The organism is Arthrobacter sp. TS-15 (genome assembly GCF_006964045.1).
GTDB lineage: Bacteria > Actinomycetota > Actinomycetes > Actinomycetales > Micrococcaceae > Arthrobacter.
In genome coordinates, this window is record NZ_SDXQ01000010.1 from 1 (window position 1) to 23942 (window position 23942).

The window sequence follows — 23942 nt, forward strand, 5'->3', positions numbered from 1 at the left end:
ATCCCACCCACCCCGAAGCGGACTACAAGGTGCGGATCTTCACGGGCAGCGAGGAGTTCCCTTTCGCTGGCCACCCCACGCTGGGCTCGGCGCACACGTGGCTGCATGCCGGGGGAGTGCCCAAGACTGGCGGCGTTGTGGTTCAGGAGTGCGGCGCGGGTTTGGTGCGAGTAAAGCACGACGCCGGTCGCTTGGCTTTCGCTGCGCCACCGCTGACCCGCTTCGGTCCGGTGGATGAGAATACGCGGGCGCAGCTCGCTGCCGGCCTGCAGCTGCCCGAGGATGCCCTGCTGGATGCGTCGTGGCTGGTCAACGGACCCACGTGGATCGGCGTGCTCCTCGGTTCGGCTGAGCAGGTCCTGGCCGTGGAGCCGGATCTCGCTGCCATGGGTGACCTGAAGGTCGGGATCATTGGCCCCCACAAGCCCGGGGCCGGCATCGACTTCGAGGTGCGTACGTTCATTCCCGGCGACGCCATGGTGGAGGACCCGGTCACGGGAAGTTTCAATGCCGGTGCGGCCCAGTGGCTGATCGGCAGCGGCCGGGCTCCCCACGAGTATGTTGCCGCCCAAGGTACTGTCCTGGGCAGGGCTGGCCGTATTCACGTCAGGGCGGAGGATGGCGAAATCTGGGTGGGCGGTGCCTCAGTCACGTGCATTGAAGGCACGGTGCTGCTCTAAGCGCTGCTAGGAGCGCTTGGGGCGTGTCAGGACAACCAGCAGGAAGATGCCGGCACTGAAGGCCGCCTGGACAGCAACAACGGACGTCGGTACGTAGCCAAGGTACAGGGCCAGCAGCATCGGAACCATGGCCAGGACGGTCACGTCCAGCCCGCGCATCAGGGAGCCGAGTTGGGCCCGCGGTACCGGCCCGAAGGGGGTCTCCACCGGCGGGGCGGTCCAGTCGGGTGGGGTCCTGGTGGCTGCGCGGAGTGTCCCGGCACCCATCCCGACCCCGGCCAGGGCACCAACGCCTATCAAGGCAGGGTTCGCAGCCCCGAGCAGCACCAACAGACTGCAGAGCACAGCCATCCACACGGACATCGCCACGCACGGCATCAGTGTCCGGCTTGTTCGCACAAGTGCCGGATGCAGCGGAAGCATTGCGTCGAGTTCAGGGACCAATGCCGTTTTGCGGGCCACACCGCCCAGTCCGGAAGCCGTGGCACACCCTGCGATCACGATCACCGTCAACTGTGCGAACTCGGGTAGGCCACCCTTCACCAGCAGTATGGCGATGCAGGCGGTGAGCCACAGGACCGGCGGCGTCACCGGGGGATTGAGCCTGAGGAAGGCCACCGCGTCAGCACGGATCAGCGCCCTCAGTGGGCCCCGCGTGGGGCGGGCGTAGAAGCGGGCTGCCCTGCCGCCGTCGATCCTTTTACGATTGCCGCCCAGAGCTCTGAGCACCTCGTTGGAGTCCATCATGAACAGCGACGCACCGGCGTGCCCGGCAACGGCGCCGCCGCGTACCAGTTCGTCTCCCCGCACCTGGCCGGCGCGCGGCACCACCACGGCAAGGAGCCCGACGGCGGCAACGGTCGCCAGTGCTGTGGGCCACGGAGAGGATGAGAAGGCCGGAAGGACAGAGCACGCAAGAACTCCCCCCATCGCAATTGTCTTGCCAAGCCGCGGACCCAGTAGGGCAAGCTGCTGAAAGGCGGCCAGAGTCACCGCGATGGAACCCGCAGCTCCGAAGGTGAGTGCGGCAAGAACGTGTTCGCCAGGAGCACGGTCAACAGCGGTCACCATGCTGAAGGGCAGGTAGATGATGGTTGATCCGGCTGCGGTAAGGGCCACCCTGCGAATGAAGGGTGGCAGAACCATGGGCCGGCGGTCGACCGGGAGCGTGAGCCACCAAGTGCTCTCTGCTCCATTCACTGACATCGGTCCAAGCTTCCGGGCAAGGTTGCTGATGACCAGGAGGGCCGCGAGTGTGATGGACGTCCACAGCAAGGACTCCGGCAGCACCACCCATTGGGCCCGGATGATGCTGTTCTGCGGTGATGTCCTCTCCGCGATTTCGTTGCGCAGCGCCAGGACGAACGAGGCCGCAATGGTCAGGGAAACACCTATGCCGAGTCCCCAGCTGTAGGCGTCAACGAAGCGGGTTCCCCACGAGATCCGGCTGCGTTTGTAGCGCCGGGCGGATTGGCGGGTGAAGCGGACAATGTCCGAGGCCAGCTCCCGGTATTGCGGGGAACGTTCAAGGGCAAGCACGTCAGGATCCGGCAATGATCGAGGCCCCCTGCTCGGGGTGAAACTCCTGGACTTCCTCGCCAATGACCAAACACGTGGTGGCCGTGGCGAGCAGCAGTTGCGGATCGTGGGTCACCAGGACCACGGCACCACCGTCTTGGGCATGCGCGGCGATTCGATCACCCAGGGCGTCGCGCATTGTGGGATCCAGCCGCTGTTCCGGCTCATCCAGGATAAGGAGCGACGACGGGCGGATGAGCCCGGCGGCAAGCAGTAACCTGCGGCGCTGGCCGGAGGACAACGCATCCGGAATGGCGTGGGCCCTGCCCAGGAGCCCAAAGAAGTCCAGTTCTTCTTCAACGCGAGCTTCGGGGTCATCCAGGGAGTGCCCACGGGCAATGAGGAGCAAATGCTCGCGGACTGTGAGGGACGGGAAGAAGAGATCGTCGTCGAAAACTGCGGAGACGTGCCGACGGAACGGTACCGCGTCCGGATCGATGAGGAGGCCGTGGACCTTGATGTCTCCGGCCAGGGCGCTCTGCCGTCCCGCAATGGTCCGGGCCACCGTGGACTTTCCGGCGCCGTTGACGCCTACCATTCCCAGGACTTCACCAGCGTCCACCGTCGCGGTCACTTCGCCGCAAACCGGAGACCCGGCATAGCCAACCAGCAGCCTTTCGGCCTCCAATACCTTCCCCATGGTGCAACCCTACCGGCGGGATTGCGTCACCCTCTGATAGCCAAAGTTGCTGCCCACTTCGCGGCGGAGAAGAAGAGATGCCTGTTTAGGCCTTGTTGGCGGGTACTGAGTACGGGGCAGTCGTGCGCCTCGAGGTGGATGTCAACCGCTTCCCTAACAGAATCAGCGGCTGTTCGACGGTACGGGCCAGTACCTCTGCAACACCGAATGACATGGCGGCGGCCAGGACCAGCCTGACAATAGCGAGCCCAAAATTTCGTTGGTCAGCAGGGATAGCCATGCTCACCACGTCGATGCAGAAAGGGTGGAAAAGGTAGATCGCATACGTCCTGGTCCCCAGGAAAGCGACAGGCTTCCAGCTCAGCAACCTTGTGAGGGGCGAGGTAGCAAGGATGAATGAAGGGAAAAGAAGCGCAACGGTGAAGGAGAACAGGACGTGCGCATTGCCGCTCTCGGCGCCGCCGGGGAGGACCGGGTCAAGAATGTAGGCGGTGATAGCTACAGGTATGAGCGCGGCAGCCACTCCGGGGTGCGCGAGCTTTGACACCATCTTGAATCCCCGGTGGGTGTGCATGGTGAGGCCAAGGACGCAACCGGCAAGAATGGCGGTGTAAATCCCGAAGTATCGCGCACCTTCACAGTAACTGGCCGCGGAGGCGAGGACGAGCAAAACGCTGGCCGTGGCCAGTCGATGCCTTCTTATCAGCGGTATGGCGAACATGAGGAACGGCCACACGATGTAGAACTTTTCCTCGATGCCAAGCGACCAACTGTGGACAAAGCTGCCACCGCTGGCGAGATCCCCATTGAACGTTGCCAGGAGCGGTAACCGCTCCGCAAATTTGACCGGACCCTCACCCAGGCCGAACACGAAGACGCCCACTGCGGCCGTTGAAAGCGCAATGTAATAAAGCGGCAGGATGCGAAAGGCCCTTCTTACATAGAACTGAAAGATCGACACCCGGCCACGTCGGCGTTCCTCGCGGATCAGGAGCGATGTGATCAGGAAACCGCTGATCACAAAGAAGAGAGTCACTCCCATTGACCCGTTGAGAAATCCCCAGATGTGGGGGTCGCTCATGTGAGAGACGAGGACTATTGCGATGCTGACGGTTCGGAGCCCGTCTAGCTGCGGCCAGTACCGGGCGGACAAGAAGGACGACTCAAGCTTTTCCACAGATCCCTTTTCAGGCTTCACTGCCTGCCTTGAGACATCGCGGCAGGTTCACGCCAATCGTCTAAATAGTGTGAACGGGCCAGGGGGTTTGGTCCGTTCACACCATCTATTTGGTCTACGCAGCGCGTTGTTGTGGACCTGCGTAAAGGCGTGTGGTTAGTGCCCGACTTCTCCGTGGCCGCCTATCGTGGCAAACTCAAAGAGCTGGACGGGCACATGAGGGCTGGCCGCCCCTACCTCACTCACTCCACCGGCACCTGATTGACGCCCAGCGCATTGGGTAGAAGTTAAGCGGGCGCATCTAGGAGGAGCACATATGGATACTGCACGGACCTTTGAGTCGATTGTCATCATCTTCAACCCCAACAGCACCGGGGACGCACCTGAGCTCGCGCAGCAGTTGCACGACAAGCTCAAGCAGCTGCTCACGTACCAGTCCGAAATTACACTTCAGCCCACTGAGCATGCCGGGCATGCTGTGGACCTGGCGCGTGAGGCGGCCTCAAAGGGCGGCGACGTCCTGGTGGTCTCCGTCAGCGGCGATGGGGGGTACAACGAGGTTGTCAACGGCGTCATGCAGGCGGAGAATCCGCGAGCCGTTTCCGCGGTTTTGGCTGCAGGCAACGCCAACGACCATAGCCGGATCATTGGCACCAAGCCGTTGGAAGAGGCCATTGTGGAGGGCCGCGTCCACAACATCGATCTTCTTCGTATTCACACGGGTCAGAATGATGATGCGCCCTATGAATACGCGCATTCCTACATCGGATTCGGCCTGACCCCGGTGGTGGCCACCGAACTGGAAAAGGGCAGTAAGGGTGCTCTCAAGGAAATGGTCACCGTGATCCAGACCTTTTCCAAGTTCGAGCCTTTCGGCATCCGCCTGGCGGATGGAAAGCGCCGGAAGTTCGACAGCCTGGTGTTCGCCAACATCAATGAAATGGCCAAGTACGCCACTTTGAGTGAGGCAGAGGATCACCCGTCCGACGGAAAGTTTGAAGTCATCACTTTTCCGCACATGCCCAAGTGGCGTGTTCTGCTGACCGCGCTAAAGGCCACCACCCAGGGCCTTGGTGATCAGCCGAGCGTGAGCAGCTATGAATTCACCACGCTCAAGCCGCTGCCGTATCAAATGGACGGCGAGGTCAAGTCCGTGGAGGCTAACGTCAAGGTCAGAGTGGAGTGTGCTCCCGGGGCGTTGGCTACCCTCGGCTAGGCACCTCTAGCCTGCCGGGGCACAGGCGGCCGTAACGAAGTCATAAATCCGGCCGCGCAGTTCATTCGAGGCCGCAATCTTCAGCACGCCCCTCCGGTCACCAACGGTCACCCTCAGCGGCAGGAGGGTGCCCACCTTGTCTTCAGCAACAGCGTGGGGATCGCAGCGGGCGGGCCGGATAGTAAGAGGTAGTTCCTGTTTGCGCGCGCCCACGGCGAGATGTGCCGGCCAGGGGTCTGCCGGAGATTGCGCCAGCAAGGTGGTCTCCTCAAATGACTCGATAGTGAGGCTTCCCGGGTCAGTCCCCGGCGTGGCCGGCGTGATGAGAAGGCGTACGACGGCGGTGCGGCCGTCAGCGGCCACCTCCAGCGCGGGGTCCAGGACCATGACAGCGACGGCGGCGGCCTCCGATGCCAGGCACAGCTCGCCGGCGTTTCTGGAAAGGACGCCGAAGGGATCGGAAGCGTTGGTGCTGGCCTCCACGGGCTCCTTGCCCGGTTCTGCGTAGGTGATCCTGGCGTTAAGTGCTGTTGTTGTGCCTTCTGATACTTCGCAGGCGGCCGCGGGCAGTATTGCGGGCAGGCTCTTCGGCTGACGGGGTGGCAGTTCGAGGCCGCCAGCAGAAGGCTTCCAGGCGATGTCACCTTGGAACAGCGGGGATTGCAGCTGCGCCACAGTCACAGTTATTGGCGAATCCGTGGTGTTGGTGAGCTGCAGCAGGATGGCCTGTTTTCCGTATTGGTCCCGGGACTGGTTGATCTCCACAGCCACGGGCTGGGTACTCCCGCTGCCGGAGGGAGAGCCGGTACTGCCGGAGCTGCAGGCGGCCAGAAATGGCATGGTCATGGCCAGAGCCGGACCCGCCGCAAGGAAAAGCCACCGCCGGCACGTCATGCGATCAGTGTAGGGGCGCGGACGAGTAGGAGGCTCCGGGCCAACCAGTTGGAGCCCTTCCGCGGTCCGCTCTTGCCCGGTATCCGCTTCGCGGCTAGTACTCTGAAATAAGAGGCGAATACGACAAGGAGATCCATAGCTTCCCCGCACTGCTATGGGCGATTCCGGTGCAGGTTTTTCTTAGAGTCCACAAGTTTGCTGCCCCGCAACGGTCCGAAGCCAAGCCCATTTCGGCTGCCAGGGATTCGGCAGTATGCGGTGCTTCGACCTCTACTGCCATTTCCCGCCAACAACCACCCGATCCACATTCAGTGGAAACAGCCCTCGGTTGACTGGGGCCGGGAATCGAGGGAAATGCTGAATCCGGTGGAACGGCGCCCTCGTCTATTCCTGTCCAGAGGATGGAGCACACCCATGCAAACAAGACCACTCCAATAAGGAGCACGGCAAAGCATCCTAAGCGCGGACGTGTTTGAGTTTTGCCCGGTTCAGCCACTGATTCCCCCATTTTGCCGATCCCAGCCTACATGGGCATGATCTGTTGCCTTGAGCTGGGTAAGATGACCGCACGCACGCAGAATTCTGCTCGTTGATTTCCGGACGAAAGGCCACCCTGATGTCATTCCAGGCTTACCTTGACGCTATTGAAGACAAGACCGGCCTCACTCCGCGTCAGTTGGTTGAAATAGCAGACACCAAGGGCTTCAAAGACCCTTCGGTGAAGGCCGGGGCGATTCTTGAATGGCTCAAAGCGGACTACGATCTTGGACGCGGTCACGGAATGGCGTTGGTGCATGTCATCAAGAAGGGGCCGCGGATTGACAGCAAGCATGTGGGATCGGACGGCACGCACCGCGACGAATCGTACACTCTCTGGTTGGATGGCAAGGCGAGCAAGCCCACTCCTTAATGCCCCTGTGACATGCTGACGCTAAGCATGCTTAGGTTAATCAAGCCATCCTGGTGAGCACGCAGAGAGGACCACCATGTCCATAGTGACCCAGTTGTTCAAAAGCCCCGCCGCGGACGTATGGAAAGTGATCGAGGATGGCTGGCTCTATACAGGCTGGGTGGTGGGTGCCTCCCGAATCCGCTCCGTGGACGCGGCATGGCCCCAGCCAGGTGCCAAGCTGCATCATTCCGTGGGCTCTTGGCCCTTCCTCATCGATGACAGCACCAGTGTCACCGCCGTGGAGACCGGCCGTAAGCTGGAGCTGCTTGCCCGGGGATGGCCCATGGGTGAAGCGAAAATAGTGATCACCCTTGAAGATTTGGGTGGCCATCAGTGCCGTGTTTCCATTGCCGAAGACGCCGTGCGTGGGCCGGGAAAAGTGGTTCCCAAGGTCCTGCGGGATCCTGTCATCGGGGTCCGGAACCGGGAGACCTTGAAGCGCCTCGAACTGATGGCCGCTGGTGGGGCAGGCAGGTAGGACTAGGTGGTGTAGCGCAACGGCTTAACCCAGTCAAAGGCCGCTGCCTTGGACCTCGCGCCTTGGGCTGCCTTGGAGCGGTTCGGTTCGCCCAGTTCGGCAAGCAGCTTCTCAGACAGGACTACGAGCTCCCCGAAAACATCCGGGGTGAGCCACTCGGGCCGGGTTGCGAAGAGGATGTCCTCGCTGGAGGTGTTGCCGCTGGCGCCGGGTGCGAACGGGCAGCCGCCCAGTCCGCCGAGGGCCCCGTCCACCATTGCGGCACCGGCTTGGATGGCGGCAAGTGTGTTGGCCACGCCCAGGCCCCAGGTGTCGTGGCCGTGATAGACGATTCGCCGGGCGGGGGACTCGTCCCGGACCCGGGTGATCAGGCGGGCTACCTGCGCTGGAATGGCTTGCCCCAGGGTGTCGCAGATGACGATGTCCGTGGTGCCCTCGGCCCGGGGGTCGTTGGCGATCGAAAGAATGCGCTCCTCCGGAACGTAACCTTCGAATGGGCAGGTGAAGGACGTTGCGATGCACAGCTGGATCTGGCCGTTCACTGCGCGAGTGTACGCAACAGCTTCGGGCAGGGCGGCCAGGCTCTCATCAGTGGTCCGCCCGATGTTCGCCTTGTTGTGGGAGTCGGAGGCTGACAGGCAGTACTGGAAGTTCCGCGCACCAGCTGCTGATGCTTTGGCTACGTGGCCTGGTGAGGCTACCCAGATCCAGCATTTCTCCAGTTCTTCTGGGGTGAGGGCCCGGACTACTTCGAGTGTGTTGGCCATGGTGGGGACAAGGTCGGCGCGGGCCATGGAGCCGAGCTCGATGGCGGGAACGCCCAGCCGCAGCAGTTCCCGCACGGTTTCGATCTTCTGGTCCGTGGGCAGGAGTTTGCCGGTGAGTTGGAGTCCGTCGCGCAGGGTGACGTCCCTGAGGATGACGTTGCCCAGCGTGGATGCCAGGGGGCTTTCGAAGCGGTTCATGGTCGGAGGGCCTCCTCGCGGCCGGAAGCCGCATTGATCTGCGCTGCATCCATGGTGAGGAGTCCGCCAAGGATTTCCTGCGTGTTTTCGCCCAGGTCGGGGCCGAGGTTTCGGATGGGCAGGGACTGGTCTCCGATCACGGGAACAATGCCGGGGAATCCGACGCCGGGGAGGATTTCCTCGCCGGTGGAAACGTCGAACTTCTGGATCATGTTGCGGGCGGCGTACTGGCTGTCCGTGCTGATGTCCGCCGCGGTGTAGATGGGACCGGCGGGAACACCGGCGGCTTCGAGGGCTTCGAGGGCCTCGGCGCCTGACAGCGTGGCTGCCCACTCGCCGATGGCCTGGTCCAACTCTTCACGCTTGGCCCAGCGCCCGGCGTTTGTCTGCAGGGAAGGGTCTTCTGCGAGGTCAGGGCGACCAATGGTCTGCATGTACCGCTGGTAGATCGAATCCCCGTTACCGGCCACCACAATGCTCGCGCCGTCCTTGCACACGTAGGCGTTGGACGGAGCGATGCCCTCCATGCGGCCACCGACGCGCTGCCGGTCCACGCCGTATGCCTGGTAGTCAGGGATCAGTGACTCCATCATGGAGAACATGGCCTCGTTCAACGCGACGTCGATGATGCGCTCGGTGAGCGGAACAGCGCCAGCCGAGTCCCGGCGTCGTGCTTCACGCTGGTACAGGCTCATCATGGAACCGAAGGCGGCGTACAGGCCCGCGATTGAGTCGCCGATGGAGACGCCCACCCGTACCGGCGCGCGGTCCGGGTCGCCTACCAGGTTGCGGAATCCTCCGTAGGCTTCGGCGACGGCGGCGAAACCAGGCCGCTGCGACAGCGGTCCCGTCTGCCCGAAGGCGGAAATGCGGGTGACGATGAGGTCCGGGTTCGCGTCGTTGAGAACCTCGGGCCCCAAACCCCACTTTTCCAGGGTGCCGGGACGGAAGTTCTCCAGAAGGATGTCGCATTTGGCTACGAGCTCCAGCACTGCCTGCTTGCCCGCATCCGTGCGGAGATCCAGGACCACTGACTTTTTGTTGCGGTTCAAGGTGCGGTACAACATGGAGGTGCTGCCCTTGTGAAGGCGCCAGTTGCGTAGTTCGTCGCCGGTCCCGGGCCGCTCCACCTTGATGACCTCAGCTCCGAAGTCGGCCAGCAGCCTGCCTGCCGTGGGCGCGGCGATGTAGTTGCCGAGCTCCAGAACCCGGACGCCGTCCAGAGGGGCGATTGTTTGGTGTGTCATGGTCTTCTTTCGTGCGGGGCGGATAGGCGGTGGGCGCGCCGATGAGAGTGCACCCCTACACTCTGGCTCAAAAGTGACCGCAGGCGCTAGAACGCGTCGTGGGTTACACGCGGTGGATGGTCGTTATGACGTTCGACGGCGGCGAGGGGTTCCGCTGGCGGCGGCGCGGCCGCTGTCCTGACCCTCGGGGACGACCCTCCGCCTTAGCATGGTCCAGAGGTACGCCGACCGGGGGAGTGTGTGATGGGGCCGTTGGAATCGAACCAAGCCAGTACGAGGCAGGATGAGCAGGCACGTACGGGCCTACGTTCCAGCACCAAGCGAAAGCGCTCCGCGCGGCAACGGAAGCTTGAGTTGGCGATCCTGCTGGTGTTGGTAGTCGCGCTGGCACTTTCGGCTACTCCGTGGCCCTCGGCGCTGCTGATCCGTGCTGTTTTTGAGCGCGGAGCACAGGCAACCATTGACGAAATGACTCCATACGTTCCGGATACGCCGCTGCAAACCCAAGAAGGGGTCGTCTACAAGCCCGGATCCACCTTTGATGTCTTTAGTCCTCAAGGCACCACGGCGGCACTTCCCACTGTGGTGTGGATTCACGGTGGCGCGTGGATTTCAGGAGCGCAGCGCGACGTGAATCCGTACCTGAAGATCATCGCCGCCGAGGGCTACACCACCATCGGCATGAGTTACCCCATTGCACCGGAGGCCACCTACCCCACGGCGGTGCGGGACATCAACGAAGCTCTCGCCTATATCAAGGCCAATGCCGCCGAGCTGAACGTGGACGCCAGCCGCATAGTTCTGGCCGGTGACTCCGCCGGCGCCCAGCTCGCCAGCCAGATGACCACGCTCACCGTAAACCCCGGGTATGCCAATCTGATGGGAATTGAGCCCGCGCTCCAGAAATCGGATCTGGCTGCCACCATCCTGCATTGCGGCGTGTACGACCTCAGGGCCATGGCGGATCTCAACGGGATTGTGGCCTGGGGATTCAAGACGTCACTGTGGGCCTACACGGGCACCAAGGACTGGTCCGCTACCTACGCCGGGGCCACCATGTCCACCATCGATTTCGTGACCGACGACTTCCCTCCCACGTTCATCAGCGGCGGCAATGGTGACGGGCTCACGTGGCTCCAGTCGGTTCCCTACAGCAACCGGCTGAAGGATGCGGGAGTTCCGGTGACCGAGCTGTTCTGGCCGGCCACTCACCAGCCCGAGCTACCTCATGAGTATCAGTTCCATTTGAACTTTGCCGAGGCCCGTGAGGCGCGGGACAAGACGTTCGACTTCCTGTCCGAGCACGCGCTGAGGCGTTGAGCACGGCAGAACCCTAGCGGACTTCAATTTATCTCCATGATGGAACTATTCTTGAGGAATGACTTCCTCTTTGCAGGTCACCGCAGACAAGCGCCTACCGGTTTTGTTCTGGGTTTCCGCCGTGTGCGTGGCCGCGTTGGTCCTAGTTCCGGGGTGGATGCTGCTGGGAAATCCGGCCGTACTGCGTGGTCATCCGCTCCTGCCGTCGCTCCTGGTGACGGCCGCCGTCGTCGGAGTTCTCTGGGGTATTTTGCTGTGGCGTCGACGCCGTAGCTCCTCGAAGCGGTCCTTGGCCAGGGCTGTGGGTGCGTGGGCCGCGCGCGTCGGCGTGCTGGCACTTGTGGCCATCCTGGCGTGGCTGAATCCCTTCGCATACCAGGCCTCCGAAGCGGCTGAAGCGGGATCGGTGGCCGGATCCATGGTGGAATCGCCCACAGCCATCACCATGAAGCCGGCCGGGGCAGCTGTCACCAAGGGGCTCGTTTTCTATCCGGGCGCTCGCGTTGAAGCGCGGGCGTATGCGGACATCCTCAAGCCAGCGGTGGACGCCGGGGTCCTCGTGGTGATTCTCAAGACGCCCCTGAATCTCAGCCTGCTGGACGGAAGCCAGGCACGTGGGGCCATGGCTGACCATCCTGAGATCTCCACATGGACGGTGGGTGGCCACTCGCTGGGAGGGGTGAGCGCGAGCTCTTTTGCTCTGGGAAACAAGGATGTGGATGGTCTGCTGCTTTACGCCTCCTACCCTTTGGACTCCTTGCGTGACCGGTCGGGACTGCAGGTTCTGTCCATTTCCGGCACCGAAGATGGCCTCAGCACGCCGGCGAAGATCGACGCCTCCCGTGAGTTGCTGCCCGCCGATGCCACCTTCGTTGAAATCCGAGGCGGGAATCACGCGTTCTTCGGAAGCTACGGTGCGCAGCCCGGCGACGGCGAACCCTCTGTGGATCGGGGCGTTGCCCAAGAGCAGATTTCCGCGGCAACCGTGGCGTTTCTGATGCAGCTCAAGGAGTAGCCAAGACGCCGCGGGAATACTTCTGACTCATCACCCGTTCAGTGATTTAGATGCAAATGCATGTAAGCTGGATGAACGAGCAACAGGAGAATGCCATGGAAACCCGCCGCATCACCGTACTTTCCGCCGGACTCGGCGTCCCGTCGTCGAGCCGCTTGCTGGCCGACCAGCTGGCCGCCTCCACCGAGCGGCAACTGCGCGCGGCCGGGTACGACGCGAAGATTGACGTCGTTGAACTGCGCGACCTCGCAGTGGACATCGCCAACAACTTCGTCACCGGCTATGCCGCACCGCGCCTGGCGGACGTGATTGCCGGCGTCGAGGATTCTGACGCCATCATCGCCGTCAGCCCCGTCTTCAGCGCCTCTTACAGCGGCCTGTTCAAGTCGTTCATCGACGTCCTGGACCCGAAGTCGTTGGACGGCAAAGCCGTGCTGCTGGGCGCCACAGGCGGCACCGACCGCCACCAGATGGTCCTCGACTACGCAATGCGTCCCCTGTTCAGCTACCTGCGCACCAGGATTGCGGCCACCGGCGTCTTCGCGGGGCCGCAGGACTGGGGAAACACCGGCGACGGCGCCTCGCCCCTGTCGGTGCGCGTAGACCGAGCGGCCGGTGAACTCGTGCAACTATTGAGCGGTTCCCAGCCGCACCGGAAGAACGATGCACTTGAGTCGCTGCCGTTTGAACAGTTGCTTGCCGGAATCTCAGCAGGCAGATAGGACGAACTAATTGCCAGGGCCGATCGTTGGGGCAAACATGAAATGTCCTGTGGATTCCATTGACCTGGTGATGAGCGAACGAAGCGGCGTGGAGATCGACTACTGCCCGCAGTGCAGGGGCGTGTGGCTGGATCGCGGGGAGCTGGACAAGATCATTGACCGGGTCGCTGCGGAGACCATTCAAGCCCCTGCCCGGCCTGCCGCCGCACCGTCCCAGCCGCCGATCGCGCCCCCGCCCATCTACAACCCCTTCGAGTCCCGGCCACAGCAGCCGCGGTACGACGATAGGGATAGGCGCGACTACGACCGGAGGGATGACGACCGACGCGACGGCTATGGTCGCGACCAGTACGGCCGCAAGCGCAAGAAGAAGGAAGGTTTCCTGGGGGACTTGTTCGACTTCTAGCTTTTAGTCGTCCAACAGCTCAATGAACTCGCGGGCCTGCTTGATGTTGATGTCTGAGTGGCGCGTCAAAGCAAGTGCCGCGCCCTCAACATCGCCGCTCTTTGCCAGCGTGCGGATACGACCGTAAATCTCGTCGTTGAGCATGTTGCTGCTCACTTCCCGGGTGACATCGCCCTTACTGACGATTGCCCTGTACCTGTAGGGGAAACGTTCAGGCTCGTCGTCGTCGGCAATCAAATCTTTGGGTGTGGCTTCCGGAGTGAACGGCTGGGGGTGCGCCGCCAGTGCGCCGACGGCGTCACGCGAGGCCCGCAGGCCCTCTCCAGTCGCCTGCAGGTAAAGCTTGATGGCCGCCATGCCCTGTCCCTGGGCAATGAGCGAGTAGAGCTGCCTGTGCTGCTCTTGATTCAGCTTCGCTGCAGACTCTCTGGCCAACTCAACCGCGTCCTTGGGTGCATTCGCCGCTGCGAAGTCGGCCTTGCTTTCGACGGAGCGCTTGGTGAAAGAGCGAATAAGCAGGAGCACTCCCGCAATGACCGCAACGAGGATCAGGAGCGGGATGAGGATGGAATCCATGGCGTCGTCATAGCCGATCTACGTAGTTCTTGGCAGTAAGCAAATCTGAATGGGTGGCCTGGCGGAGGACTTTGATGGCCTCGATCTTTTTACCGCTGCGGACCAGGTTTTGTAACTCGAAGGCCAGTTGAGGGTTCAGTTGACCGTTGGGGAGCACTGCTGGTTGGTGTCCCGTTTGTCCGGCAGCGTGAGACCGCGCAGCCTGTGCCTGAATGGCCGTCCTGCTGTTCTCCACCTGCTCGCGATGGCTGGCCTCGTTCTGGCTCGGCTTGGTAGTGGCATCTATGCGGGCGCGAAGGGCCAGTGCCTCCCGCACTTGGGACGCTTGGTGGGCAGCGGAACGTGCCGCCAGTTCGCGTTGATACCTCTCGGCGTCGGAAAGGCCGGTATCGCGCGGCTTGAAGGCTGCCGTGAGCGCCCACAGCAGGCCCACGAGGACAAGAAGCGGAAGGACAATCGTCAGTACGTCACCAAAGTTCATCCCCATGCCTAGAGCTTATGCCAGAACTTGGTTATCCACAGCACATTCCACTTCCGGCATAGGCTTCTGAGAGATCTCTGTCAAATTAAAGACGGTTTTGTAAGATGCATCACATTTCGAGTATGTATCACCGGATTTTCCGTCCTTGGATGACCCCCGGAGCTGTAGTGTCTGTGGATTAATTGCTGGCAAAACTTTCTCGCGTCCACAGCGTGTGGGGAGTGTTTCCGCAGGTCAGAGCGTTATTTCCCGTGAAAGAAATTCTCTATCCACAGGGTAACGCACAGTCTGTGCACAACCTCTGGCTGGTATTCCACAGGTTATCCACAGGGGGTGTGAAGCACCTGCTGTAACGTGTCTGGAGTGTCCATTTTGGGCACGAATATCCCGCGAAAGTGTTTCCTGGGCTTCCAAAAAGTCACCACTTGAGAAGAGCCCATGGAAGCCACTGTGGATAACCTGTGGACGCGGCTATTCTGTCGGGCCTGCGTGACATCGTGAGATGCACCAGGCGGACACTTGGCCACGCACTGCGCTTTACGGGCCGCCAGGGAGTTCAGCTCTACAGCGGCACACAAATGGAGGACGGCTTTGTCAGTAACGCACTTGGACTCAATCGAGGGCTCACGCGCTTCGGACTCGAGCCGGAAACCTCCCCAGGACATCCCCGCTGAACAGTCGGTGCTCGGTGGAATGATGCTGTCCAAGGACGCAATTGCCGACGTCGTGGAGATCGTTCGCGGACACGACTTCTACCGTCCCGCCCACGAGACCATCTATGAGTCCATCATTGACCTCTACGGCCGCGGTGAACCCGCTGACGCCGTCACCGTCTCGGATGAACTGACCAAGCGTGGTGAGATCAACCGTATCGGCGGCCCCGCCTACCTCCACGAGCTCATTCAGACCGTGCCAACGGCGGCCAACGCAGGCTACTACGCTGAGATCGTTGCAGAGCGTGCGGTGCTACGGCGCCTTGTTAACGCCGGCACCAAAATCGTCCAGATGGGCTACGGCCAGGACGGCGAGGTGGAAGACCTCGTCAACCAGGCGCAGGCCGAGGTGTACGCGGTGGCGGAAAAGCGTACTGCCGAGGATTACGTGGCGTTGAAGGACGTCATGGAGTCCACCGTGGACGAGATCGAAGCTTCGGGTCACCGCGGCGAGGGCATGACCGGCGTTCCCACCGGCTTCTACGAACTGGACGAACTGACGCACGGACTCCACCCGGGCCAGATGATCGTTATCGCCGCCCGTCCTGCCGTGGGTAAGTCCACGTTCGCGCTGGACTTTGCCCGCTCCGCTGCCATCAAGAACAACCTGGCCACGGTCATGTTCTCCTTGGAAATGGGCCGGAACGAAATTGCGATGCGTCTTCTCTCAGCAGAAGCGACCATTGGCCTGCAGGATCTCCGCAAGGGCACCATCAAGGACGAGCAATGGTCCAAGATCGCCACCACCATGGGTCGCATGAACGATGCTCCGCTGTTTATTGATGACAGCCCCAACATGTCCCTCATGGAAATCCGCGCCAAGTGCCGCCGCCTCAAGCAACAGCACGACCTCAAGCTCGTGATCCTCGACTACCTCCAGCTCATGAGCTCCGGCAAAAAGGTGGAATCGCGCCAGCAGGAAGTTTCCGAGTTCTCGCGTGCGCTCAAGCTGCTCGCCAAGGAGCTTCAGGTTCCCGTCATTGCCCTGTCGCAGCTGAACCGTGGTTCCGAGCAGCGCCAGGACAAGCGCCCCATGGTGTCCGACCTCCGTGAATCCGGCTCCATCGAGCAGGACGCCGATATGGTGATCCTGCTCCACCGTGAGGACGTCTACGACAAAGAGTCACCGCGCGCAGGCGAAGCTGACATCCTCATCGCCAAGCACCGTAACGGTCCCACCAAGGACATCGTGGTGGCATTCCAGGGCCATTACTCCCGCTTTGCCAACATGGCCGGTGAAACCGGGGCGGGTGGCGGCGGCTTCTAGCCCGTTGCCCGGCCTGGGAAAGAAGTGTTGGTGATGCCCGTGTCCGCTGGCGCATCCCCTGAGCCGGGCGGTCGTTCCCGGACTGGGACAGGTAGCCCAATTTAGAAGATCAACGGCGTCGGTAGTTTCCCGGGGTTTCCGCCACGGAACAGTAAGACTTCGTCCCCGGAGTCGAGATACTGCGGCATTATCACTTTGTGCCCAGCCGACTGATGTGTGGAGGCCATGCTGAGCGCAATCGGACGCACCCAGTTCCCGGCGGCCTGAAAGTCTTCCCCCAGCCTCCGATCAGGCTGCGTACTTGGTCGACATTAAGGTTAGGGACTCCGGGATGCTGCCTCGGCGCTCTTGGCCCCTAGTTCGGTGCGGATAAATGCGCGCGTTTGGTGTTTGATACGGACCACGTCGGTGCCGTTTCCAGGGAATTCAGATTGACATTCTGGTTGGTTTGATCCAAGCCCTCACTATATGTGGACTATGCCATCTATCAGTGGCTACTTCGGTTCGCATCTACGTAGTGAAGCAATGACCAATAATGAGTGAAGCCACGCGGTCCGCACCATTTAGTGGTATTGATTGCAAACAATAAAGAATGCCGATGCACTCATTGGTAACGCCGGCACCGGCCCAATGGGCGGTCTCCTGGCCTGAAAAATTCGGCAAGGCCACTTTGATGAAGAGGAGTACAACCATGACCACAGGGTCGGCGACCAGCATCCACGGAAGTACAAGTGGGGTTGATTTGTCGGAAGAACCAGCAAACTTCGCGGGGTCGTACCGACTGAAACTCCGTGTTCTGGGAGCTTCTGTCTCAGTGGTGCTGCAGGCGGGAGTAACTCCGTATCTCTACGCGGAACTGCGGCGAGCATGGGAGCGCTGCCTCGATCTGTCTGACGAGCCGTCTTCCGGAAATAGCGCCGGGGCAGAACCGGTTCACGCAGCGGGACGGCCCTTTCGGGCCACAGTCTCATCGCGTGTTGGAACTTCCGTGGTCACCGGCCGCACATTCAGGCAATTCGCCGCGGATCTGACAAGCGCCATAACCTTGGCGGGCATCACCGCGGGCCGGGGAGAATTGGTGATGCTGCATGCCGCAGCATTGGCGGATACGGGAACCGGCCGGACAGTTGCCCTTGTAGGGCGTTCGGGCATGGGAAAGACCACCGCAACCAGACGTCTGGGGGCTACCCTGGGCTACGTCACTGATGAAACCGTTGCCGTTGATGGCGCAGGAATGATCGTTCCATATGCGAAGCCACTATCGCTGATAGTCGAAGAACTCCCCGCACCCAAGCACCAGATCGGCCCTGACGACCTCGGACTGCTGGTGGCACCTGCCTCGCCGACGCTGGCGTTGGTTGTCCTACTGGACCGAAAGCCCAATGCGTCCACACCTAAGGTCACTCCGCTTTCTCACGCGGAGGCGATCATCGAGCTCGCACCCCACACCTCGTCCCTGGGTGAAGTCCGCCAGCCAGTGAGTCGCCTCTGTGGGATCCTCGACGCGACCGGTGGCGCGGTCCGTGTGACTTACCGCGAGGCCGGAGACTTGGCGGTGGTTTTGCCCGCCCTCCTTGAACAGCCAGCCATACGTAAAACGTGGAGGTCAGTCCTGCATAGGGGCACAGAACCGTCGTCGGAAGAACATTCGCACCTCCATGGCGCCCACTCCAGGGTCCTCAAGAGGGCTGAACTCCTCGACGCCGTTGAGATTCCCTCACCAAACGGCCAGGACCCTGAACTGATCGTGATGACCGGCCAGGGCGTAGTTCGACTTTCAGGCATTGGGCCCGCCATCTGGCACGCACTGGCTACCCCTTGCGATCTAGTCGGAATCTCCGAGCGCATCGCTCCTCATATTGGACTTCCAGGTGGATATGAATCCCATTTGCTGGAGAGTGTTGAGAAGCTTCGGTCTCACGGAATTCTGCTGGATGCATGATCAGTGAGGCCTTTGAAACTTGCATAGTACATCCCAAGCAGCAAAAAATTTGGGATAAGAGCACAATGATAAGTTCCGTTTGCACCGAAATTTCCACGACAGATTTACTTCAGTCAGCTAGCGCGCTGACTGACTTGAAGGAGCAAACGATGACCTTGGATAAAGGTAAAGCAAAAAGTTCGACTATTGACCGGCGTAAAGTGGTTATCGGGACGGCGTGGAGCATTCCTGCAATTGCTATAGCCGCGGCAACTCCGGCAGTGGCTGCGTCACTCCCACCGGTGGTTGTGACGCCCGGAACCGGAACCGTCATCAGCAACTGGAAGGGCGACCACCACTACGGGAGCTTCGAAGAGGATCTGGATCAACGAGCCTACGATTTCCCGGTCACGGTAAAGGACGCCAACGGCAACCCTGTTGTAGGCGCTACGGTCACCGTCACCGTATCCGGCCAAAATGGCGACGGCGACGTCCTGGGTATCTACGCGTACCCGGCGCCGGACAACGGCGGACCAGAGTCGGATCAGAGCCGCAGTGTCACCGTCGTCACGGGTGCAGATGGTGTTGCTCTCTTTGCTGTGAGTACTCAAAACCTGGCATCCAGCGAGAGGCCTTCCACCGCAACCATGACTGTGACCGTGACCTACAACGGCACCACCACTGTGTCCGTCATCAGCGTTGTCTTGACCGAATCTGACTAGTAGCCGAAACGTTGGCTGCCCTGCCTTTGATGGGGAGGGCTTTTGCAGTTCCGCTCGTCCCGGGTGGTGGGTGTGTCCGCCCAGCCCGGGAAGGCGCACCTACGGGTTCGACGCTATTCGTCGGGCCCGTAGGTTGCGTTTCAGGGTCTTTTTGGGAGTCTTCGCTTACGTACCTGGGCTCTGCCTAGTTGCCCACTGCAACCCCGCGCTACTCCCGTTGTATCGGGGCCAGGATCACTTCGCTGTTGGCGTTGCTGCGGGCAAGGCTCGCTGCTGTCTGGTTTGGCACTCTTAGTGGCTCATGCCCGATGCCCCAATCTCAGTGGTGGAGCATGGAATCCCTCAGTGGCATAGGCCGCCTAAGGCCTGTTCACCATCGCCCGGAGGCATGCCACTGAGCGTCAGTGTGGCTGTATCCAATCTCCTGGAGTGCATTCGCCAGCTCCCCGCGTGTGGCGCATTTGAGGCCTGCAGCAGCAAGTTTCCGGCGGCCGCGGAAGAGATGGCCCCGGACGGTGGTGGTACGGAGTCCGAGCGCTGAGGCCAGCGACGAAGCTGTCAGGGCCCGGCGTTGCGCGAAGAGTTCCAAGACTTGGATTTCACGATCGGTGAGCCTGGTGCCGACTCCCGGCTTTGCCGGAAGCGTGGGGGCAGAACCAACCACCACCTCTTCAATCCGCCGTGGAATTTCCGCAGGTGTTGAGTCATCATCCAGGATGGCAACGGCACCCTCTGCGCCTAGCGCAGAGCGTTGAGCTGAGCTCACCCTTCCCAACACAATGCAGCGTCGGCCGGTCGCAGCAATAGTGCGGACCTTCAGCGGAAGAGGAACTTCGTCATCAAAAAAGGCGTCCAGCGCTATCCAGTGGGCAGCTCTGGGATGATCCCGCGAGAAGGAAGCCCAGGAACTGTAGACCTTCCCCAGCGTTGTGGCTTTTGCACTGCTTTCCCACTCAGACATGACTGCGCTGTTGAGAACTGGATTCCTGTGGATGAAGTCGACGTCAAAGGTGTATGCAACAGCTCCCATTTTGCCCCCTGATCGATGGCTAGGCCCGCGCTTTCAACGCGCCAGCTATGTGTAGATGTCGATCTGACACATGAGTAAGTTAGCCCGCTCTTTTCGCCCTATCAGTGGCCTTTCCTGTGTTGGCTAAGTGTTGTGGGGCGAGGCTCGGCGAGCGTTGTGACCTGCGCGGCACCGGGCCTACACCCCTAGTACTTTGGGAGTAGTCAGAGCACCTCAGGTCACCAGCGCTTCCATAATCAGACAGGCGGAGCAACTCCGCTTTCAGTCGGGAGTGAGTAGATGACCGAACAAGAGAGGCCACGATGCCAACCTTCCTTGCCTGTTCCGGTCATTCATGCGGGATCTCTTGCCTCACTCCTTCCGGAACCATCAGCTAGCCACATGGGATTTTTTGGTGTTGACATTGATGAATAAACCCACCCAAAGTGTGAGCAGTTCACGCCAGGTAAATGACAAGCTGGACATGCTTGAGCATGACGGCCGGGTAAGAGTCCTGCTGGTTGATTTCCTGTGCATTACGTGGGCTGTCGCGATTGCCGAGCTCCTCCGCTTCGGCCTGGAGCGACCCTCATTGGGCATAGGGTCCGTTCAGACGCCGTACCCGCTGGTTAGCGTGGTCCTCGACGTCCTGTGGTTGATTACCTTGGGGGCCCTAGGAACCCGTGGGCACCGAATCCAAGGCTTCGGCACTGAGGAGTACAGGCGGGTGACCACGGCTTCCCTGTGGCTGTTCGGAGGCATAGCCATCTTCTCGTACGTGTTCCAGCTCGACACTGCCAGAGGCTATGTGGCGGTGGCCCTGCCATTGGGCACCATCAGCCTGCTCATCGGCCGGTGGGCACTGCGGAAAGACTTGATCCTCCGGCGGAAGTCCGGCCAGCATCTGCGCCGGGTTCTTGTTGTTGGAGGGGCCCCGAGTGCTGCCCACCTTATTCAGCAACTCCGGGCCCATCCGGCTGCCGGCTACCAGCCTGTGGCCGCATACTTAACCACTCCAGATGCTTTCGACCCTTGGCCGGAAGGGCTCGACCTGCCTGTCATGGGCAAGGGCAAGGACCTGGAAGGAATATTGGCAGCGGTGGAAGCCTCCGCGGCGGACTCCGTGGCCATATCCGGCGCAGACGTTGACCCGCCCACATTGCGGCAACTTGGCTGGGCGCTAACCGCTCGCGACATCGGCATGTTCATGGCTCCTGCGCTGACCGATGTGGCAGGTCCGCGAATTCACATGCAGCCTTTGGCCGGGTTGCCCCTGATCCATGTCACCACGCCTAAGTTGGAGGGCCTGAAAGCTGTAGCCAAACGCGGGCTGGATGTCTCTGCGTCGTTGGTCATACTCACTATCCTTGCCGTCCCCATGTGCGTCGTTGCCCTTTTGGTCAAACTCGACAGCTCTGGCCCGGCAATGTTTCGGCAGACGCGTATCGGTCGGTCCGGTGAAGTCTTCAGTATGCTGAAGTTTCGATCCATGGTGACCGACGCCGAGCAACAACTGTCCCGGCTCGCCGATCTCAACGAGGGCAACGGAGTCCTTTTCAAGTTGAAAGACGATCCTCGCGTCACAAGGGTCGGCCGATTCATCCGTCGGTATTCCATTGACGAGTTGCCCCAACTCTTCAATGTCCTCATGGGCGACATGAGTTTGGTGGGTCCGCGTCCGCCGCTTCCGGTGGAAGTAGAAACCTACGACGACTTTGCCCACCGCCGGCTCTTGGTCAAACCCGGCCTTACGGGTCCATGGCAGGTTAGCGGGCGCAGCGATCTGTCCTGGGATGACTCGATTCGCCTTGACCTCTACTACGTAGAGAACTGGTCCATGTTTCAAGACATGATCTATCTCCTGCGAACCGTGAGAGCCGTCTTTGCCAAAGACGGCGCCTACTAGAAGGTTCCTCGTCGGGGGCTCGCTGCTGCGGGAGAGCATCCAGGACCGATCCCCGAGTCCGGCTCAAAAGCGATCCATTGTGTCTGTAGTGGGGATGTCACGTGGCACCTAGCGCAGTGCGTCGCTCAACGGTTTGCCATTGGCAAGAATCCAGGTGCTGGAAATCGCACCCTGGGGTGTTGTGGCTGGCATAGTCGCCTTCGGGAAGATACCGAAATCCGATGCATAGTAAACCCGTCTGGCGCTCTTCGTTACAGCGATTGCAGCTGCCTCTGGCACCGTCTCGGCGAAAGCTGCCCCGGCCGCCAGGGCAAACCCTCCGGTGGCGATCAATGCTCGCCGGCGAAAGCTGAGGGCATTCGTTCATGCCGGAGAAATCGCAAGTTTGGTCCTCACGGTTCAACCGACCCCTCGAGGCAGTACATCTAGCCCGGAGGGGCCGAACGCCGGCCTCTGGAGCCATCCTGAGATGCACGCCATCGGCTGAGGGGATCCGACGCGGTTTGTCCCTCCTGGCTTCCAGGCAAAGAATTCACCGGGTGAGCCTCAAGAGCCCTGCCGGGAGCAGACGGTGGATTGTTTTCGGGCGTCAGTGGATTGTGGCCCTGCAAGTCTTCGGCGCTTCCGTATGCTCCGTAGTAGCCATAATTGAGATCTCCGGGACCCTTGGTGGATACGCAGTTAAGAATGACGCCCAGGACGCGCCCGCGCACACGAGTAAGGTTGCCGAGGGCGCGGTACAGGGTGTCACGGGTTGTCTTACGTGCCCTTGCTACCACAAGCGTGCCGTCTGCGACTCGGGAAAGTACAGCGGCGTCAGTGACGGGGAGCAGCGGCGGCGCATCGATGAGGACCATAGCTCTCAGCGACAGTTCCCTGAGCAGATGTTCCATGGCCCGTGAGCCAAGGAGTTCGGAGGGATTCGGGGGGATGCGACCAGCTGTGAGGATCCGGAGGTGGGAATTCGGACCCCATTCCTGAAGTACGTCATCGATGGCCGCCCGGCCCGAGAGGATGTCCGTCACACCAACGTCCGGCAAGACACCAAAAACCTGATGAACTGTGGGACGGCGAAGATCCGCGTCCACAACAATGACGTCCCTGCCGGCAGCGGCTATGGTCGCCGCCAGGTTGCTGGTGACTGTGCTCTTGCCTTCGGAGGGCAAGGAACTGGTAATCAGCAGGATTCGGGGAGGGTTGTCTACATCAATGAAGTCCAGATTTGTGCGTAGTTCCCTCAAGGCTTCAGCCATGGCATGGCCGCCGGGAACCCGATGAGTTCCCGCAGTATTTTCAAGTACGCTCGACTTTTCGCTGAGCCGTTTGTCCAGAGGCAAAGTACCCACGACGGCCAGGCCAAATAGTCGCTCAATCTCGCTGGCTCCGCGAATCCTCCGGTCCAGGTGGTTTCGTGCCAGCGCGTAGCCAAGACCAATGAGCAATCCCGCGGCCAGTCCAATGCCCAGCGTTGCCGTCAAGAGCGGTGAAACGGGGGCCGATGGAAGGCTCGCCTTCGCCAAAGGGACGATCTTGGTGACGGGTTCTGTCCCGGGGCTGGCATTTCCTTTGTCCAAGTCGTAGACCTGCGCGGCCAAGGCGGTCACCCACGCATCAGCTACGTTCTGGGCTGTCTGGGGGTCGGATGACCGTGCAGTGATCCGGATTTCCACCGAATCGAGGGGGACACTCACGCTGATCGATCTAGTGATGTCCGGGGCCGATTCCTTCAAGCCCAATGACTTGATGACGCTTTCAGCTACCAGGATGGACTCGCCCACCGACTGATAGCCCTTGGCTTTGGACTTGGCGAGGCTGTCTCCCGCCAGGGACATGCCAAGGTTTTCGGCCCCCGCTGCCACCACTATTCCGCTTGACTCCGCTGAGTAGATCTTGGGCTGAAGCGCATACCACCCCAGGGATCCTCCCACCATCAACACTGTGATGAGCAGGATCCCGAGCCAATGTGAGCGGACTACGGAAAGGAGGTCATTGCCCGACATCCCTTGAGGTTTATCGTCCTGCAGCAATTGTGTGGTCCTCTCCATGCATGCCGGGTG

23 protein-coding genes are annotated in these 23942 nt (G+C 61.1%); 12 read left to right on the top strand and 11 right to left on the bottom strand.

Features of this window, described 5'->3' with window-relative positions; genetic code table 11:
• On the top strand, positions 1-680 hold a 680-nt coding region (locus EU811_RS04700), incomplete at its 5' end, for a PhzF family phenazine biosynthesis protein (protein ID WP_142937343.1).
• A gap of 6 nt (positions 681-686) precedes the next feature.
• Here EU811_RS04700 and EU811_RS04705 read toward each other — a convergent pair.
• The 3 genes from EU811_RS04705 to EU811_RS04715 form a co-directional block, all read right to left on the bottom strand.
• On the bottom strand, positions 687-2219 hold the full coding sequence (locus EU811_RS04705) for a DUF6297 family protein (protein WP_142937344.1): 1533 nt from the start codon (positions 2217-2219) through the stop codon (positions 687-689).
• 1 nt (position 2220) lies between these two features.
• Positions 2221-2898, bottom strand: coding sequence for an ABC transporter ATP-binding protein (locus EU811_RS04710; RefSeq protein ID WP_142937345.1), 678 nt, complete (start codon positions 2896-2898; stop codon positions 2221-2223).
• Between the two features lie 85 nt (positions 2899-2983).
• Complete coding sequence (locus tag EU811_RS04715; RefSeq protein WP_142937346.1) at positions 2984-4096, bottom strand: acyltransferase family protein; 1113 nt, start codon at positions 4094-4096, stop codon at positions 2984-2986.
• A 295-nt stretch (positions 4097-4391) separates the two neighbouring features.
• On the opposite strand from EU811_RS04715, the gene EU811_RS04725 reads away from it, so the two are divergent.
• The gene (locus EU811_RS04725) at positions 4392-5291 is read left to right on the top strand and encodes a diacylglycerol/lipid kinase family protein (RefSeq protein WP_142937347.1); all 900 of its coding nucleotides are present in this window, start codon (positions 4392-4394) and stop codon (positions 5289-5291) included.
• Between the two features lie 6 nt (positions 5292-5297).
• On the opposite strand, the gene EU811_RS04730 is transcribed toward EU811_RS04725, so the two are convergent.
• Complete coding sequence (locus EU811_RS04730; protein WP_142937348.1) at positions 5298-6185, bottom strand: hypothetical protein; 888 nt, start codon at positions 6183-6185, stop codon at positions 5298-5300.
• Positions 6186-6801: 616 nt separating this feature from the next.
• Here EU811_RS04730 and EU811_RS04740 point away from each other — a divergent pair.
• Both EU811_RS04740 and EU811_RS04745 read left to right on the top strand, forming a co-directional pair.
• Positions 6802-7095 (top strand): DUF4287 domain-containing protein, encoded by a 294-nt coding sequence (locus EU811_RS04740; RefSeq protein ID WP_142937349.1) that lies wholly within the window; start codon positions 6802-6804, stop codon positions 7093-7095.
• A gap of 76 nt (positions 7096-7171) precedes the next feature.
• Complete coding sequence (locus tag EU811_RS04745; protein ID WP_142937350.1) at positions 7172-7615, top strand: SRPBCC family protein; 444 nt, start codon at positions 7172-7174, stop codon at positions 7613-7615.
• 2 nt (positions 7616-7617) lie between these two features.
• Here the strand turns inward: EU811_RS04745 and EU811_RS04750 are convergent, their stop codons facing one another.
• Both EU811_RS04750 and EU811_RS04755 read right to left on the bottom strand, forming a co-directional pair.
• Entirely contained in the window at positions 7618-8580 is a 963-nt protein-coding gene (locus tag EU811_RS04750; RefSeq protein ID WP_142937351.1) for a hydroxymethylglutaryl-CoA lyase, read from the bottom strand.
• On the bottom strand, positions 8577-9827 hold the full coding sequence (locus EU811_RS04755) for a CaiB/BaiF CoA transferase family protein (RefSeq protein WP_142937352.1): 1251 nt from the start codon (positions 9825-9827) through the stop codon (positions 8577-8579). The genes EU811_RS04750 and EU811_RS04755 overlap by 4 nt, the downstream gene beginning before the upstream one ends.
• 243 nt (positions 9828-10070) lie before the next feature.
• Between EU811_RS04755 and EU811_RS04760 the strand changes: the two genes are divergently transcribed.
• From EU811_RS04760 to EU811_RS04775, 4 genes are all read left to right on the top strand, one after another.
• A complete protein-coding gene (locus EU811_RS04760) occupies positions 10071-11147 on the top strand; it encodes an alpha/beta hydrolase (protein WP_142937353.1) in 1077 nt (358 codons plus the stop codon).
• Between the two features lie 58 nt (positions 11148-11205).
• Positions 11206-12162, top strand: coding sequence for an alpha/beta hydrolase (locus EU811_RS04765; protein WP_142937354.1), 957 nt, complete (start codon positions 11206-11208; stop codon positions 12160-12162).
• A 95-nt stretch (positions 12163-12257) separates the two neighbouring features.
• Entirely contained in the window at positions 12258-12884 is a 627-nt protein-coding gene (locus EU811_RS04770) for an FMN reductase (protein ID WP_142937381.1), read from the top strand.
• A gap of 49 nt (positions 12885-12933) precedes the next feature.
• Positions 12934-13290, top strand: coding sequence for a TFIIB-type zinc ribbon-containing protein (locus EU811_RS04775; RefSeq protein ID WP_238703293.1), 357 nt, complete (start codon positions 12934-12936; stop codon positions 13288-13290).
• Positions 13291-13293: 3 nt separating this feature from the next.
• Here the strand turns inward: EU811_RS04775 and EU811_RS04780 are convergent, their stop codons facing one another.
• Both EU811_RS04780 and EU811_RS04785 read right to left on the bottom strand, forming a co-directional pair.
• A complete protein-coding gene (locus EU811_RS04780) occupies positions 13294-13866 on the bottom strand; it encodes a hypothetical protein (RefSeq protein ID WP_142937356.1) in 573 nt (190 codons plus the stop codon).
• A gap of 7 nt (positions 13867-13873) precedes the next feature.
• A complete protein-coding gene (locus EU811_RS04785; RefSeq protein ID WP_142937382.1) occupies positions 13874-14347 on the bottom strand; it encodes a hypothetical protein in 474 nt (157 codons plus the stop codon).
• Between the two features lie 591 nt (positions 14348-14938).
• Here EU811_RS04785 and dnaB point away from each other — a divergent pair.
• Entirely contained in the window at positions 14939-16327 is a 1389-nt protein-coding gene (gene dnaB, locus EU811_RS04790; protein WP_017197290.1) for a replicative DNA helicase, read from the top strand.
• Between the two features lie 510 nt (positions 16328-16837).
• On the opposite strand, the gene EU811_RS23685 is transcribed toward dnaB, so the two are convergent.
• Positions 16838-17044 carry a hypothetical protein gene (locus EU811_RS23685; RefSeq protein ID WP_162520264.1) on the bottom strand — a complete coding sequence of 69 codons (207 nt, stop codon included), beginning with the start codon at positions 17042-17044 and terminating at the stop codon, positions 16838-16840.
• 271 nt (positions 17045-17315) lie between these two features.
• Here EU811_RS23685 and EU811_RS04795 point away from each other — a divergent pair, with 271 nt between their 5' ends.
• A complete protein-coding gene (locus EU811_RS04795; RefSeq protein ID WP_238703294.1) occupies positions 17316-18269 on the top strand; it encodes a hypothetical protein in 954 nt (317 codons plus the stop codon).
• Positions 18270-18418: 149 nt separating this feature from the next.
• Positions 18419-18970 (top strand): transcriptional initiation protein Tat, encoded by a 552-nt coding sequence (locus EU811_RS04800; protein ID WP_142937358.1) that lies wholly within the window; start codon positions 18419-18421, stop codon positions 18968-18970.
• A 370-nt stretch (positions 18971-19340) separates the two neighbouring features.
• Here EU811_RS04800 and EU811_RS04805 read toward each other — a convergent pair whose 3' ends face one another.
• Positions 19341-20000 carry a helix-turn-helix transcriptional regulator gene (locus EU811_RS04805; protein ID WP_238703295.1) on the bottom strand — a complete coding sequence of 220 codons (660 nt, stop codon included), beginning with the start codon at positions 19998-20000 and terminating at the stop codon, positions 19341-19343.
• 427 nt (positions 20001-20427) lie between these two features.
• Here EU811_RS04805 and EU811_RS04810 point away from each other — a divergent pair, with 427 nt between their 5' ends.
• Entirely contained in the window at positions 20428-21885 is a 1458-nt protein-coding gene (locus EU811_RS04810; RefSeq protein WP_342211712.1) for a sugar transferase, read from the top strand.
• 425 nt (positions 21886-22310) lie between these two features.
• Here EU811_RS04810 and EU811_RS04815 read toward each other — a convergent pair whose 3' ends face one another.
• On the bottom strand, positions 22311-23885 hold the full coding sequence (locus EU811_RS04815; protein WP_142937360.1) for a polysaccharide biosynthesis tyrosine autokinase: 1575 nt from the start codon (positions 23883-23885) through the stop codon (positions 22311-22313).
• Positions 23886-23942: the final 57 nt, after the last annotated feature.

Bases quoted from the DNA above. Each gene is read 5' to 3' on its own strand.
- EU811_RS04710 (WP_142937345.1), bottom strand. From the start codon at position 2,898: ATGGGGAAGGTATTGGAGGCCGAAAGGCTGCTGGTTGGCTATGCCGGG.
- EU811_RS04725 (WP_142937347.1), top strand. From the start codon at position 4,392: ATGGATACTGCACGGACCTTTGAGTCGATTGTCATCATCTTCAACCCC.
- EU811_RS04730 (WP_142937348.1), bottom strand. From the start codon at position 6,185: ATGACGTGCCGGCGGTGGCTTTTCCTTGCGGCGGGTCCGGCTCTGGCC.
- EU811_RS04740 (WP_142937349.1), top strand. From the start codon at position 6,802: ATGTCATTCCAGGCTTACCTTGACGCTATTGAAGACAAGACCGGCCTC.
- EU811_RS04745 (WP_142937350.1), top strand. From the start codon at position 7,172: ATGTCCATAGTGACCCAGTTGTTCAAAAGCCCCGCCGCGGACGTATGG.
- EU811_RS04750 (WP_142937351.1), bottom strand. From the start codon at position 8,580: ATGAACCGCTTCGAAAGCCCCCTGGCATCCACGCTGGGCAACGTCATC.
- EU811_RS04755 (WP_142937352.1), bottom strand. From the start codon at position 9,827: ATGACACACCAAACAATCGCCCCTCTGGACGGCGTCCGGGTTCTGGAG.
- EU811_RS04760 (WP_142937353.1), top strand. From the start codon at position 10,071: ATGGGGCCGTTGGAATCGAACCAAGCCAGTACGAGGCAGGATGAGCAG.
- EU811_RS04765 (WP_142937354.1), top strand. From the start codon at position 11,206: ATGACTTCCTCTTTGCAGGTCACCGCAGACAAGCGCCTACCGGTTTTG.
- EU811_RS04770 (WP_142937381.1), top strand. From the start codon at position 12,258: ATGGAAACCCGCCGCATCACCGTACTTTCCGCCGGACTCGGCGTCCCG.
- EU811_RS04780 (WP_142937356.1), bottom strand. From the start codon at position 13,866: ATGGATTCCATCCTCATCCCGCTCCTGATCCTCGTTGCGGTCATTGCG.
- EU811_RS04785 (WP_142937382.1), bottom strand. From the start codon at position 14,347: ATGAACTTTGGTGACGTACTGACGATTGTCCTTCCGCTTCTTGTCCTC.
- EU811_RS23685 (WP_162520264.1), bottom strand. From the start codon at position 17,044: ATGCTGGTCGCCGACCCTGTGGTCATGGTTGTACTCCTCTTCATCAAA.
- EU811_RS04800 (WP_142937358.1), top strand. From the start codon at position 18,419: ATGACCTTGGATAAAGGTAAAGCAAAAAGTTCGACTATTGACCGGCGT.
- EU811_RS04805 (WP_238703295.1), bottom strand. From the start codon at position 20,000: ATGGGAGCTGTTGCATACACCTTTGACGTCGACTTCATCCACAGGAAT.
- EU811_RS04815 (WP_142937360.1), bottom strand. From the start codon at position 23,885: ATGTCGGGCAATGACCTCCTTTCCGTAGTCCGCTCACATTGGCTCGGG.